Genomic DNA, 13234 nt, shown 5'->3' with positions numbered 1-13234 from the left:
CACCTAACTAGGGGTCAGGCCAGTTTCCGCGGCCTTGACTCCTAGTCGATACCAAGAGGAGACAAGTGCCCGGAAAGCTACGTGTTCACGAGCTCGCAAAGCAGCTCGGAGTAACCAGCAAGGAACTGCTCGCCACCCTGAAAGAACAGGGTGAGTTTGTAAAGACTGCTTCTTCCACCATCGAACCGCCGGTGATTAAGAAGATGCGAGCTCATTATGAAGCACAGTCGGGCGGCGATGACGCCGCCGAGAAGAAGCAAGACAATAAGCCTGCCAAGGGTGCCGCTAAGAGCACTACAAAGGAGGGCGCTCCTAAGCCAGGTGCGAAGGCCGCTGCACCCAAGCCGGGCGCAGAGGCGCCAAAGCCAGGCGCGAAGGCCGCTGCACCGAAGCCTGGCCAGGGCGCACCGAAGCCGGGACAGGGTGCTGCTGCTAAGCCCGGCGCAAAGCCAGCTGCCCCGAAGCCTGGTGCTAAGCCTGCTGCACCGAAGCCTGGCCAGGGCGCACCGAAGCCAGGACAGGCTGGCGGCAAGAAGTCGGGCGAGCGCCCGACCCCAGGCAATTCCATGCCTCGTCCAATGCCGAAGCCAGGCGGTTCCCGTCGCGTAGCCAATAACCCGTTCTCCACGGGTGGCGGCGACAACCGTCCGGGCCCCCGCCCAGGCGGCTCCAAGGGGCAGCGTGGCGGCAATAAGCCAGGCGATAACCGCGGTAAGCGCGGTGGCCAGAACGAGGGCGGAAATAACCGCCAGGGTGGCAATAACCAGGGTGGCGGCGGTCGTCGTCCATCCCCGGCCATGATGCCGTCCCACCCGAACCCTGCGTCGATGCCGTCTAAGGCACCGAGCGGCGGTGGACGTGGTGGTCGCGGTCGAGGCGGTCGCGGCGGTCCGAGTCACGGTGGCCCAGGTGGTGGCCGTCCAGGCGGTTTCCGCGGAGGCGGACGCGGCGGACGTCGCGGCGGCACCGCGGGTGCATTCGGCCGCCCAGGTGGCGCTCCACGTAAGGGCAAGAAGTCCAAGCGTCAGAAGCGCCATGAGTACGAGGAGCAGCAAAAGCATGTCGTAGGCGGCGTGCGCTTGCCAGACGGCAAGGGCCAGACCGTCCGCCTGCGTCGTGGCGCATCCCTGTCTGACTTCGCCGAGAAGATCGGCGCGGATCCAGCAGCACTGGTGCAGGCACTGTTCAACCTCGGTGAAATGGTGACGGCAACCGCTTCCGTATCGGAAGATACGCTGCAGCTGCTTGGCTCCGAGATCAACTACAACGTCGAGGTCGTCTCCCCTGAGGACGAGGACCGCGAGCTGCTCGAGTCCTTCGACCTGAAGTTCGGCGAGGACGAAGGCGACGAGGAAGCACTGGAGAATCGTCCTCCAGTCGTCTCCGTTATGGGTCACGTTGACCACGGTAAGACCCGCCTGTTGGACGCCATCCGTAAGACCAACGAGGGCGCCCGCGAGGAAGGCGGTATCACCCAGGGCATTGGTGCCTACCAGACCACGGTGGTCGTGGACGGCGAGCGCACCATCACCTTCCTGGATACCCCGGGTCACGAGGCCTTTACCGCCATGCGTGCTCGTGGTGCTAAGTCCACCGACTTGGCCATCCTCGTGGTTGCCGCCGATGACGGCGTCATGCCACAGACCGTGGAGGCCATCAACCACGCCAAGGCTGCCGATATTCCGGTCGTCGTGGCTGTGAACAAGGTGGATAAGCCGGAAGCTCAGCCGGATAAGATCCGTGGCCAGCTCACCGAGTATGGCCTGGTTCCGGAAGAGTACGGCGGTGACACCATGTTCGTGGATATCTCCGCGAAGCAGGGCAAGAACATTGACCAGTTGCTTGAGTCGGTCATCTTGACCGCGGATGCCGCCTTGGAGCTGACCGCTAACCCGGACATGGACGCACAGGGCGTGGCCATCGAGGCTCACTTGGATCGCGGCCGTGGTCCGGTGGCAACGGTCATCATTCAGCGCGGTACCTTGCACGTGGGTGACTCAATCGTCGTCGGTGATGCGCACGGTCGTGTCCGCCGCATGCTCGATGAGTTCGGCGAAGACGTCAAAGAGGCCGGTCCATCCCGCCCGGTTCAGGTCCAAGGCCTGTCCGGTGTGCCTGGCGCTGGCGATAACCTGCTCGTGGTGGAAGACGACCGCGTTGCCCGCCAGATTGCCAACCAGCGTGACGCCCGCAAGCGCTCTGCCCTGCAGGCCAAGCAGCGCAAGCGCGTCTCCCTGGAGGATCTGGACAAGGTATTGCAGGAGACTTCGACCCTCAACCTCATCCTCAAGGGCGACAATGCCGGTTCCGTCGAGGCACTGGAAGACGCCCTGCTGGATATCAAGACCGAGGACGAAGTCGAGCTCAACATCATCGACCGTGGTGTCGGTGCTGTGACCGAGACCAACGTATCTCTCGCAGCGGCTTCCGACGCCGTCATTATTGCCTTCAACACTCGTGCGGAAGGCAAGGCAACGGAGATGGCTACCCAAGAGGGCGTGGATATTCGTTACTACACGATCATCTACAAGGCCATCGAAGAGGTCGAGGCTGCGCTCAAGGGCATGCTCAAGCCGATTTACGAGGAACGCGACACCGGTGCTGCCGAAATCCGCGCCCTGTTCAAGTCCTCCGCGGTGGGTACCATCGCCGGCTGCATGGTTACCGAGGGCAAGGTTGTCCGCAACGGCAAGGTTCGCTTGCTGCGCGATAACAACGTCATCACTGCCGACGCCAAGATTGAGTCCCTGCGTCACGAGAAGGACGACGCAACCGAGATCAAGGCCGGCTACGAGTGCGGTATGGTGCTCTCTTACCCGGATATCCAGGTAGGCGACATCATCCAGGCCTACGAAGAGGTCGAGGTTCCGCGCGACTAATCGCCGCCGTCTCAAGGCCCGCTTCCGCTCCCGCCGTCCCCACTGAATGTGCTGCCAGCACTCAGTAGGGAAGGCCCGGGGAGATGGGAAGCGGGCCTTGTGCTATTCCTGCGTCTGTGAGTTGAGGGCGCCGTGGGCGCCGCTGCCTACAGGTGCTGCCGCGACGGGTTTTCATTGTCCGGTATTCGGCACTAAACTGGTGGTTTCTTGTACCGGTTGGCGGTAATTTTAGAGATAGATTCTTTTCGAGCTGGGAGGTTCACATGGTCGATCACGCACGCGCAGCGCGCATGGCCAAGCGCATTCAGGAAATCGTGGCAAGCGCCATCGAACGCCAGATTAAGGATCGCCGCCTCGAGTTGGTGACCATTACGGATACTCGAGTCACGGGCGACCTGCACGATGCCACCGTTTTTTATACCGTGCGCGGAAAAGACATCGACTCCGAGCCAGACTTCGCTCAAGCAGAAGAAGCCCTCAAGCGCGCTAAAGGTCAACTGCGCAAGATTGTGGGTGATCAACTCTCGGTGCGGTTTACCCCGACGCTCACCTTCGAGGTCGATACCGTTCCGGAGGCCTCCGCTCATATGGAAGAACTTCTCGCCCGTGCTCGCGCCCGCGATGAAGAACTGGCAAAGCTGAAGGAAAACGCCCAGCCGGCAGGGGATGCGAACCCGTATAAGACCTCCGATGAAGACGAGGCTTAAGTGACTAAGAAGCAATACCAGCCGGCAGTTGCCGCTTTGCATGATGCTCATAGCATCTGCATTGTGACGCACCTGCGGCCGGATGCCGATGCCATCGGCTCTGCTGCGGCGTTGCTGCTCGCGCTGCGCCAACGGGGCAAAGATGTGTGTGCCGTTGTGGGCCAGGAGCGGGAAATTTCCCGTAACCTTTACACCATTCCTGCCGCCGACGACGTCACCACTAGTCGTGAGCTGCCGGAAGGCTATGACCTCTACGTCACCGTTGATTGTGGTTCTTTGGACCGAACGGGCTTTTTTGCGGATCGGATTGAGCAGCTAGCCCAGCAGGGCCGGGTTCTGTGCATTGACCATCATTCTTCTAATCCAGGGTTTGGTGCCATCAATGTGGTGGACACTGAATGTGAATCCACCACCGTGGTGTTGCTGAGCATCTTGGATTCATTGGAGATTCAGATTGACCGTCATATTGCACACTGCTTATATGCCGGTTTGATGACCGATACTGGCAGCTTCCGCTGGGGTAGGCCGGCTATGCACGATATTGCTACCCGCCTCATGCACTACGATCTGGATACCAAGCAGATCGCAGCTGACCTGTTAGATTCCACCACTCCGGACGATCTTCAGATGATCGGTAGGGTATTGGCCGGTTTGCGCCTCGAAGAAGCAGGGGAGCACACCCTAGGCATTCTCGTCGCGCGGCTGGAAGATATCCAGGGACACTCCGATTCGGCTGTCGAATCACTAGTGGAGTTCGTTCGCGCGCTTGAAGGAACCACCGTCGGCGTGGTGTTTAAGGAACAAGCTCCGGAGGTGTGGGCAGTTTCTTTGCGTTCTTCTCGCATCGATTGTTCTTCGGTGGCGCTAACCTTCGGCGGCGGCGGGCATGTACCGGCCGCGGGCTATACCGCCTACGGGGCTCCGGAAAAAATTATTAAGGAATTGGTGGCCGCTATCCAATGAGAAATAGGCAGACGGATGGAATGAACGCTCAGGATCGCTCCACCGCTGGCACGGTAACCGCACGCGAGGTCTTTGGCCTCGCGTTTCCCGCGCTTGGCGTACTTGCGGCCATGCCGCTCTACCTTTTGCTAGATACCGCGGTTGTTGGTCGTCTAGGTGCCCAAGAGCTCGCCTCACTTGCTGCAGCCACCACAATTCACTCCGTGGTGACGACACAGTTGACTTTCTTGTCCTACGGCACGACCGCTCGTTCTGCTCGGCTCTTTGGCTCCGGCAAACGGGAAGCTGCGGTTGCTGAAGGCGTGCAAGCCACCTATGTGGCCCTAGGAGTAGGCGGGCTGCTCGCGGTAATCATGTGGATTTTTGGCGGCGTATTTGCACGCGCCTTAACCGGTGATCCCACCACGGCCGCCGGGACGGCCTTGTGGCTGCGCATCGCAGCACTGGCTATTCCCGTTACTTTGGTGGAAATGGCCGGAAATGGCTGGATGCGCGGTGTCCAAGATACGAAGAAGCCGCTGTACTTTACGTTGTCTGGCATGATTCCCGGCGCTATTGCGGTGCCCATCTTCGTCCATTTCTGGGGGCTGGCAGGCTCGGCCATTGCCACGGTATTAGGCATGAGCATTATTGCCGCGCTATTCGTCCGCGAATTGCATAAGGAACATACCGGCTCCTGGCAATTTCAATGGCATGTGGTACGCGAACAGCTCATCTTAGGCCGCGATCTTATTTTGCGTTCAGCCAGCTTCCAGGTGGCCTTTCTTACCGCCACGGCTGTGGTTTCCCGCGTTGGTACCGCTTCTTTGGCCGGTCACCAGATCATGATGCAGCTGTGGAACTTCATGTCCCTCATCTTGGATTCGTTGGCCATTGCCGCGCAATCATTGACTGGTGCTGCACTAGGTGCTGGCTCTGCGCGGCACGCACGCAGTGTGGGCAGCAAGGTGGCGTTGTACTCTACGATTTTCTCTGGCCTCTTGGCTGTCGTATTTGCTGCTGGTGCAGGGATTATTCCGCGCATCTTCACCTCCTCTCCGGAAGTGCTCGATGCCATCTCTAAGCCGTGGTGGATCCTGGTAGCCATGGTTATCGGCGGTGGCGTGGTCTTCGCCTTCGATGGTGTCTTGCTCGGCGCCGGCGATGCTGCGTTCCTGCGCACGCTGACCATTTCTTCGGTCCTAGTGGGATTTTTGCCGGGCGTTATCTTGGCGCACTTTATGGGCACAGGCTTAACCGGCGTGTGGTGTGGCCTCGCCGCCTTCATTGCTTTCCGCATGGTGGGTGTCGTCTACCGGTTCCGATCGATGAAATGGGCCGTAGTGCAGGAGGGCTAGCTGCGCTAAAGTGGGCGTGTTGATACTCTCGCGTGGTGTGCGGCTACGTGCAGCGCGCAGCTTCTAGGAAGACAGGTGAGAAACCTATGCCAACAGTGTGGGCGGTTTCTGACCTGCATGGAGCGGTCAGCGCCAATAGCGAGCGCATTGATCAGCTCACCCCGCCCGATCCCGCAGATTGGCTCATCGTGGCCGGGGACGTTGCAGAACGCACCGATCTCATTATTCGTATTTTGCGCCAGCTCAATGATCGCTATGCCAGGGTTATCTGGGTGCCGGGTAACCATGAGCTATTCTCCCGCTCTCAGGACCGCTATCAAGGCCGAGAAAAGTATGCGCACCTGGTGGAAAGGTGCAGGGAAATTGGAGTTATTACTCCCGAAGACCCGTATCCGGTATTCCACGGGACCACCATCGTTCCGCTATTTACTTTGTATGATTACAGTTTCCGTCCGCATGGCCTTACCGTGGGCGAAGCTATTGACGCGGCGCGCGCAAAACAACTGATGATGACCGATGAGTTCGCCATCGCCCCCTTCGTAGACGTGCGGGCGTGGTGTTGGGACAGGTTGGCCTATTCTATCAAGCGCCTTTCCCGAGTACATGGTCCTACCGTGTTGGTTAACCATTGGCCGTTGGTCCAAGAGCCGACAATGTTATTGCGCTTTCCGGAAATTGCCTTGTGGTGCGGAACCAGGCATACGCGGTCGTGGCCGCGGCGCTATAACGCGCAGTCCGTCATCTATGGGCACCTGCATATGCCGTCTCGCATGAATGTGGACGGCGTTGACCACATCGAAACGTCATTGGGGTATCCGCGTGAATGGCAGGGGCGTGAGAGCGCCCAGGCGTGGCCCTATCCGGTACTGCGTTCCTTTGTAGAGGAGGGGACACGATGATGTATCCAGAGCTATTTCCAGAATGTGCGCGCTATTGCTACGTACGCACGGACTCGAGCTATACGGATTTGGCCAATTTTGAAGAACTCGCGGCCGAAGAAAAGTCTTTGGTTTCCCAGGCCGTTGATGTACGTAAGGCCGAGTTCGGTGATGCTCGGTGGTGTGCGCACCGAGCCTTGCAGGAATTGGGGGCCAGCCCGGCGACGCCGATTTTGCGCGGTGAGCGCGGCATGCCGCTGTGGCCAGAAGGTTTTGTAGGCTCGATGACGCATACCGAGGGGATGCGGGCTGCGGTGGTTGCCCCTACCTCATCCTTAAAATCCGTAGGCCTGGATGCAGAACCCGCCGAACCGCTGCCGGATCATGTGCTCACCATGATCGCCCGGGCGGGGGAGATGCCGCAGCTTTTGCGGCTGCGTGAGGCGGGGATTACCTGCCCGGATCGTTTGCTCTTCTGCGCCAAAGAGGCCACGTATAAGTCGTGGTTTCCCATGACCTTTCGCTGGCTGGACTTTGACCAAGCAGAAATCGACCTGCGCGAGGATGGCACGTTAATTTCCTATATTTTGGCTAGGCCCACACCGGTGCCTTTTATCACCGGGCGCTGGGTAATCAGAGATGGCTACGTTATCGTCTCCACCTCGGTTCCGGCTTTAGACTTTAGCCACTAAAGGGTAGAGGGCCGTGCCACAAATACGGTGGCGAGGCGCTTGCCTTTTTCTTTAATGAGCGCCACGGCTTGGCCATTAGGGGCTACAGCAGCGTGGACGCCCTTGAGTCCGCGGGGCTCAAGCCACTTGCCCATAGCGAGGGCGGCTGCCTCCTCCTCCGAAACGGAAAGGACGGGGAAGCAGCGAGCCAAGGCCTCATCCAAGCTGAGGGAAAGGCGCGGGGAATCGGCAAGGGCGTCGAGCGAGTGGGCGTCGGGAAGCGCAAAAGGGCCCACCTCAGTGCGGCGCAAGGCGGTCAGGTGCCCGCCCACCTGCAGCGCTTCGCCCAGATCGCGGGCCAGGGAGCGAATATAGGTACCGGAAGAACAATCCACCGTGACGTCTAGATCGATGTAGTCGCCCTCGCTGCGCTCTGCCAGAACGTCAAACCTATCTACCGTTACTGGGCGGGCGGGAATGTCTACCTCCTGGCCCTCGCGTACTAGCTCATGGGCGCGGCGGCCGTTAATTTTAATAGCGGATACGGCCGCGGGCTTTTGCATAATATCGCCGGTGAGCTTGGCAATCTCTGCCTCGATTGCGGTGCGGTCAATGGCCGCAGCGCTAGCGCCCCAGCAGTGTTCTCCTTCGGCGTCATCGGTTGTGGTGGCGGCGCCGAGGCGAATGGTGGCGTCGTAGGACTTAGTGGAGGCAACCATGTGGGCCAAGAACTTGGTGCCACGCTCCAAGCCAAGGACAAGCACGCCGGTGGCCATGGGGTCTAGAGTGCCGGCGTGGCCTACCTTCTTGGTGTGAAAGTACCTGCGTAGGCGGCCGACAACATCGTGGGAGGTCATGCCGGCGGGTTTGTCTACGATGACGAGTCCGGAGTTTGCGAGCGCATCAGTCATAGCCTCTAAGTCTATGCTCTACGATGGTCTGCGTGGATATTTGGTACGGAATCGATGACATCCCTGCGGAAGTGGGCCCAACGTCAGTAACCATCGGCGTCTTTGACGGCCTGCACCGCGGCCATCAGCAGCTCATCTCCGCCTGCGTGGAGCATGCACGCGCTCATGGTGAGCGCCCTGTCATGGTGACCTTTGACCCGCACCCGGTGTCGGTATTCCTCCCGGAGCGTGCGCCCTTGGCGGTGCTGAGTTTTGAACGCCGACTGGAATTGGCCGAAGAGATGGGCATTGCAGCCGTGCTTGTTATTGACTTCACCCGCGACCTTGCTGGGGTGGAGCCACGGCCCTACGTAGAGGATTTATTGGTAGGAAAGCTCGCAGCACAGCACATCGTGGTAGGCGAGAACTTCACCTTTGGCGCCGGCGCGACCGGAACCGCCCAGTCTATGCAGGACTTTGGTGCCGAGTTCGGCTTTAGTGTGGACATCGTTCCGCTGCTGGATGATGAGGGCGTGCGCATTTGCTCCACCCACATTCGTGAGTGCCTTGCGCAGGGGGATATCGAATCCGCTAATTGGGCTCTCGGTCGCCATTTCACCGTGACCGGGCCTGTAGTGCGCGGCGCAGGACGTGGTGGCAAGGAGCTCGGATTCCCCACGGCCAATCAGTATTTCCCGGATACAGTGGCTATCCCGGCCGATGGCGTTTACGCGGGCTGGTTCATCGTCCACTCTGACTCCGATATCGAGGGGGATATGCGGCCTGGCGTGGCCTATGCGGCCGCGATTTCCGTAGGTACCAACCCCACCTTCGGCGACGAGGAGCGCTCTATCGAGTCCTTCGTGCTCGACCGCGACGCTGACCTGTACGGCTACGAGGCTACGGTGCACTTTGTGGGCCACCTGCGCGATATGGTGAAGTTCAATTCCGTAGACGAGCTACTTGAGGCCATGGCCAATGATGTAGCCAAGGCCCGCCAGGTGCTTGCTGCCGACGCGAAGGCGCAGAGCTGGACCGCGAAAGACTACTTCCTGCGGGAGAAATAAATGAAGGCGATTCTCGATCTTGATACCGGCATTGATGATGCCCTAGCGCTGGCGTATGCCATCGCCCATCCGGACCTGGACTTAATCGGCGTGACCTGTACGTACGGCAACGTGACCGTGCCCTTGGCCGTGCGCAACACACTGGCCCTTCTAGAGCTGCTGGGCCACGACGATATTCCAGTCTTTGCCGGGCCTAGCCCGGATGGGTTTCGGCCAAGCGAGATTTCTTCCTTTATCCACGGCCACAACGGCGTGGGGGAGGTCCTTCTTCCGCCGGCAACCCCCCAGGCGCAGTCCCAACCAGCGGCCGAGTTTCTCATCGAAGCTGTGCACGAGCACGGCGATGATCTAGTAATCATTCCGACCGGCCCGTCCACCACGATTGCTGCCGCCATGCAGCAGGACCCTTCTTTTGCCGCGGCCGCGCACTTGGTGATGATGGGTGGGGCTCTTACCGTTCCTGGCAACGTCACGCCGTGGTCTGAGGCCAATATCTCCCAGGATCCGGAAGCTACCGATTACCTGTTCCGCCACACGAGCGATACCACCATGGTGGGCTTGGATGTCACCTTGCGCACCCTTTTGACCACGGCGGAGTCCGCTCGTTGGCGCGCTACCGGCACCCACGCCGGCCGCATCTTTGCGGATATGGTGGACTATTATATCCGCGCTTACGCCACCACATCGCCGCACTTGGGCGGGTGCGGTTTGCACGATCCATTAGCCGTTGCGGTGGCGGCAGATGCCTCGCTTGTCGACGTCCTATCTATAAACCTCAAGACGGACACCACCGGCCCTACCCGTGGACGGGCAATCGCGGATGAAAAGCGATTGGATGCGCCGCCTACTGCCCGGGTGGCTGTGGGCGTGGATAGTGAGCGCTTTGTGCGGGAGTTTGTCGGACGACTTGAGGCGCTCTTCAGCGAGCTCTAAAAGCACAGCCTAGAAGCCGTGTGGTTTTGATTTTCTCTGCCTGAGCGCTGTAAGGTATTTCTTTGGCTTAGCGACTGCGGTTCACAGCAGTTGCGGCACGCACAAGCAATGCGCATCGCGCTGGCTTATGCGTCACGATAATGTGGACTGAAATAAAGGAGAAATACTCATGGCATTGACCACTGAGAAGAAGGCCGAAATCCTCAAGGAGTACGGCCTGCACGAAACCGATACCGGTTCCCCTGAGGCACAGGTTGCCCTGCTGACCTCCCGCATCAATACTTTGACCGAGCACCTGAAGTTCCACAAGCACGATCACCACTCCCGTCGTGGTCTGCTGCTGATGGTTGGTCGCCGTCGTGGCCTGCTGAAGTACCTGGCTGAGAACAACGTCGATCGCTACCGTGATCTGATCTCTCGCCTGGGTCTGCGCCGTTAATTTCGGCCCAGCTTCGGCCACCTCGCCCCGCCCTTTGGCGGGGCTTTTGTGGTTTTTCTGTTAGAATTTGACACCGTTGTCATAGACAAAATCGACCAGGCGGCATCGACGATCGCCTAAACCACTCAAGGAGACATTTTTTAATGAGCGTTCAGAACTCCGTCGAGTTCAATATTGACGAGGACTTTGGCATTACCGAGGCCATTGCCACGCTAGACAATGGTGACTTTGGTACCCGCACCCTGCGCTTTGAAACCGGCCAGCTGGCCCGGCAGGCAGACGGCTCCGTGACCACCTACTTGGACGATGACACCATGTTGCTGGCCACGACCACTGCGTCCAACCAGCCGCGCGAGGGATTCGACTTCTTCCCCCTGACCGTGGACGTAGAAGAGCGCATGTACGCCGCCGGCAAGATTCCGGGCTCCTTCTTCCGCCGTGAGGGTCGCCCGTCTTCTGAGGCCATCCTGGCATGCCGCCTTATCGACCGCCCGCTGCGCCCAACCTTTGTCAAGGGCCTGCGCAACGAGGTCCAGGTCGTTGTCACCGTGATGTCCCAGGATCCGGAGGAGTACTACGACGTCGTTGCCATCAACGGCGCTTCCGCCGCCACCCAGCTGTCCGGTCTGCCCGTCTCCGGTGCAGTCGGTGGCGTCCGCATGGCACTGATTGCTGACGATAAGCACCCAGAAGGCCAGTGGGTAGCGTTCCCGAACCACGAGCAGCACGAGCGCGCACTCTTTGAGATGGTCGTTGCCGGACGCATTGTTAAAAAGGGCCGCAAGGACGACGTAGCCATCATGATGGTTGAGGCCGGTGCTGGCACCAACGTTGCTGAGCGCATTACCGACGGCGCTCCTGCACCGCAGGAAGCAGCCGTCGCTGAAGGCTTGGAGGCAGCAAAGCCTTTCATTAAGACCCTGTGTGAGGCCCAGAACGGTCTGGCGGAGCGTGCCGCCAAGGAAACCCAGGAGTTCCCGCTCTTCCCGGCATACGGCGATGATGTCTTCGCGGCAGTTGAAAAGGCCGCTGCAAAGAAGCTAGAGAAGCTGCTGACCATTCCGGGCAAGCAGGAACGCGACGACGCCACCAATGAATACATGGAGCAGGTCGAAGAAAAGCTCTTGGACCAGTTCGAGGACTTGGAAGAGGCCGATGCGTCTAAGCAGATCCGCGGCGCTTATAACGCTTTGATGAAGCAGATCGTGCGCCAGAAGATCCTCTCCGAGGGCTTCCGTATCGATGGCCGCGGCGTTACCGATATCCGTGACCTCTCCGTTGAGGTGGACTTGGTTCCGCGTGCTCACGGTTCCTCCCTGTTCGAGCGCGGTGAGACCCAGATTCTGGGTGTTACCACTCTGGACATGCTCAAGATGGAGCAGCAGATTGATTCCCTGACCCCGGTGGAATCCAAGCGCTACATGCACCACTACAACTTCCCGCCATTCTCCACTGGCGAGACCGGCCGCGTGGGCTCTCCGAAGCGCCGCGAGATCGGCCACGGTGCTTTGGCCGAGCGCGCTCTGCTTCCGGTCATCCCATCCCGTGAGGACTTCCCATACGCCATCCGCCAGGTCTCCGAAGCCTTGGGCTCCAATGGCTCTACCTCCATGGGCTCTGTATGTGCCTCCACCTTGTCCCTCTACAATGCCGGTGTTCCGCTGAAGGCTCCGGTAGCTGGCATCGCTATGGGCCTGGTTTCTGGCGAGGTTAATGGCAAGGAGAAGTTTGTCGCCCTGACCGATATTCTCGGCGCCGAGGATGCCTTTGGCGATATGGACTTCAAGGTCGCCGGTACCTCTGAGTACATCACCGCCCTGCAGCTGGACACCAAGTTGGATGGCATCCCGTCCAAGGTCCTGGCCCAGGCACTGGAGCAGGCTCGCGATGCCCGCTCTACCATCCTGGAGACCATGGCTGAGGTCATCGATACCCCGGACGAGATGTCTGGCCTTGCACCGAAGATCACCTCCGTGAAGATCCCGGTTAATAAGATCGGCGAGCTCATCGGACCAAAGGGCAAGACCATCAACCAGATCACCGAGGAAACTGGCGCCGATGTCTCCATCGAGGATGACGGAACCGTCTACGTTTCCGCTGCAACCGGTGAGGCTGCGGATGCTGCCATCGATAAGGTTAATTCCATTGCTAACCCGCAGCTGCCGAAGGTAGGAGAGCGCTTCCTAGGCACCGTGGTAAAGACCGTGCCGTTCGGCGCATTCGTTTCCTTGACCCCGGGTCGCGATGGCTTGATCCACATTTCCAACCTGGGTGGCGACGAGCGCATCGAGAAGGTAGAAGACGTCATCAACGTTGGCGATAAGGTTCAGGTAGAAATCGCGGATATCGATAACCGCGGCAAGATTTCCCTGGTTCCGGTTGAGGACTAATCCCTAAACCCAAAGAAAGGCTCTGCCTTCCAGTTCACTCGCTGGAAGGCAGAGCCTTTCTTCGTAGGTGTGCAACATTT

Annotated in this window: 11 protein-coding genes; 10 read left to right on the top strand and 1 reads right to left on the bottom strand. The window is 59.5% G+C overall.

Going from position 1 to position 13234, the window contains the following annotated elements; all coding sequences use genetic code 11:
* The first annotated feature begins 65 nt into the window (after positions 1 to 65).
* The 6 genes from infB (at position 66) to MHX61_RS09785 (ending at position 7456) form a co-directional block, all read left to right on the top strand.
* Entirely contained in the window at positions 66 to 2879 is a 2814-nt protein-coding gene (gene infB, locus MHX61_RS09810; RefSeq protein WP_239194448.1) for a translation initiation factor IF-2, read from the top strand.
* Positions 2880 to 3142: 263 nt separating this feature from the next.
* Positions 3143 to 3586: a 30S ribosome-binding factor RbfA gene (rbfA, locus tag MHX61_RS09805; RefSeq protein ID WP_239194447.1), complete on the top strand. Its 444-nt coding sequence runs from the start codon at positions 3143 to 3145 to the stop codon at positions 3584 to 3586.
* Complete coding sequence (locus MHX61_RS09800; protein ID WP_239194446.1) at positions 3587 to 4549, top strand: bifunctional oligoribonuclease/PAP phosphatase NrnA; 963 nt, start codon at positions 3587 to 3589, stop codon at positions 4547 to 4549.
* Between the two features lie 20 nt (positions 4550 to 4569).
* Positions 4570 to 5886 carry an MATE family efflux transporter gene (locus MHX61_RS09795; RefSeq protein ID WP_040425272.1) on the top strand — a complete coding sequence of 439 codons (1317 nt, stop codon included), beginning with the start codon at positions 4570 to 4572 and terminating at the stop codon, positions 5884 to 5886.
* 86 nt (positions 5887 to 5972) lie between these two features.
* Positions 5973 to 6785 (top strand): metallophosphoesterase, encoded by an 813-nt coding sequence (locus MHX61_RS09790; RefSeq protein ID WP_239194445.1) that lies wholly within the window; start codon positions 5973 to 5975, stop codon positions 6783 to 6785.
* Positions 6782 to 7456, top strand: coding sequence for a 4'-phosphopantetheinyl transferase (locus tag MHX61_RS09785; RefSeq protein ID WP_239194444.1), 675 nt, complete (start codon positions 6782 to 6784; stop codon positions 7454 to 7456). Before MHX61_RS09790 ends, MHX61_RS09785 begins: the two co-directional genes overlap by 4 nt.
* Here the strand turns inward: MHX61_RS09785 and truB are convergent.
* The gene (gene truB, locus MHX61_RS09780) at positions 7453 to 8346 is read right to left on the bottom strand and encodes a tRNA pseudouridine(55) synthase TruB (protein ID WP_239194443.1); all 894 of its coding nucleotides are present in this window, start codon (positions 8344 to 8346) and stop codon (positions 7453 to 7455) included. The two genes, MHX61_RS09785 and truB, sit on opposite strands and share 4 nt — an antisense overlap.
* 23 nt (positions 8347 to 8369) lie before the next feature.
* On the opposite strand from truB, the gene MHX61_RS09775 reads away from it, so the two are divergent.
* The 4 genes from MHX61_RS09775 to MHX61_RS09760 all read left to right on the top strand — a co-directional run bounded on the left by MHX61_RS09775 (position 8370) and on the right by MHX61_RS09760 (position 13154).
* Positions 8370 to 9392: a bifunctional riboflavin kinase/FAD synthetase gene (locus MHX61_RS09775; RefSeq protein ID WP_239194442.1), complete on the top strand. Its 1023-nt coding sequence runs from the start codon at positions 8370 to 8372 to the stop codon at positions 9390 to 9392.
* Positions 9393 to 10325: a nucleoside hydrolase gene (locus MHX61_RS09770; RefSeq protein WP_239194441.1), complete on the top strand. Its 933-nt coding sequence runs from the start codon at positions 9393 to 9395 to the stop codon at positions 10323 to 10325.
* A gap of 169 nt (positions 10326 to 10494) precedes the next feature.
* Positions 10495 to 10764 carry a 30S ribosomal protein S15 gene (gene rpsO / locus MHX61_RS09765; protein ID WP_005278802.1) on the top strand — a complete coding sequence of 90 codons (270 nt, stop codon included), beginning with the start codon at positions 10495 to 10497 and terminating at the stop codon, positions 10762 to 10764.
* 143 nt (positions 10765 to 10907) lie between these two features.
* A complete protein-coding gene (locus MHX61_RS09760; RefSeq protein WP_239194440.1) occupies positions 10908 to 13154 on the top strand; it encodes a polyribonucleotide nucleotidyltransferase in 2247 nt (748 codons plus the stop codon).
* The last annotated feature ends 80 nt before the right edge of the window (positions 13155 to 13234 follow it).

This window comes from Corynebacterium sp. ACRPF (assembly GCF_022347395.1).
Taxonomy (GTDB): domain Bacteria; phylum Actinomycetota; class Actinomycetes; order Mycobacteriales; family Mycobacteriaceae; genus Corynebacterium; species Corynebacterium tuberculostearicum_D.
Note: the sequence above shows the minus strand (reverse complement) of the source record. Positions and strands in the feature narration are given on the sequence as shown.

What these genes read in the sequence shown, in the direction of transcription:
- MHX61_RS09795 (WP_040425272.1), top strand. Translation starts at nt 4,570, where the DNA reads ATGAACGCTCAGGATCGCTCCACCGCTGGCACGGTAACCGCACGCGAG.
- rbfA (WP_239194447.1), top strand. Translation starts at nt 3,143, where the DNA reads ATGGTCGATCACGCACGCGCAGCGCGCATGGCCAAGCGCATTCAGGAA.
- MHX61_RS09770 (WP_239194441.1), top strand. Translation starts at nt 9,393, where the DNA reads ATGAAGGCGATTCTCGATCTTGATACCGGCATTGATGATGCCCTAGCG.
- truB (WP_239194443.1), bottom strand. Translation starts at nt 8,346, where the DNA reads ATGACTGATGCGCTCGCAAACTCCGGACTCGTCATCGTAGACAAACCC.
- MHX61_RS09760 (WP_239194440.1), top strand. Translation starts at nt 10,908, where the DNA reads ATGAGCGTTCAGAACTCCGTCGAGTTCAATATTGACGAGGACTTTGGC.
- rpsO (WP_005278802.1), top strand. Translation starts at nt 10,495, where the DNA reads ATGGCATTGACCACTGAGAAGAAGGCCGAAATCCTCAAGGAGTACGGC.
- MHX61_RS09775 (WP_239194442.1), top strand. Translation starts at nt 8,370, where the DNA reads ATGGTCTGCGTGGATATTTGGTACGGAATCGATGACATCCCTGCGGAA.
- MHX61_RS09785 (WP_239194444.1), top strand. Translation starts at nt 6,782, where the DNA reads ATGATGTATCCAGAGCTATTTCCAGAATGTGCGCGCTATTGCTACGTA.
- MHX61_RS09790 (WP_239194445.1), top strand. Translation starts at nt 5,973, where the DNA reads ATGCCAACAGTGTGGGCGGTTTCTGACCTGCATGGAGCGGTCAGCGCC.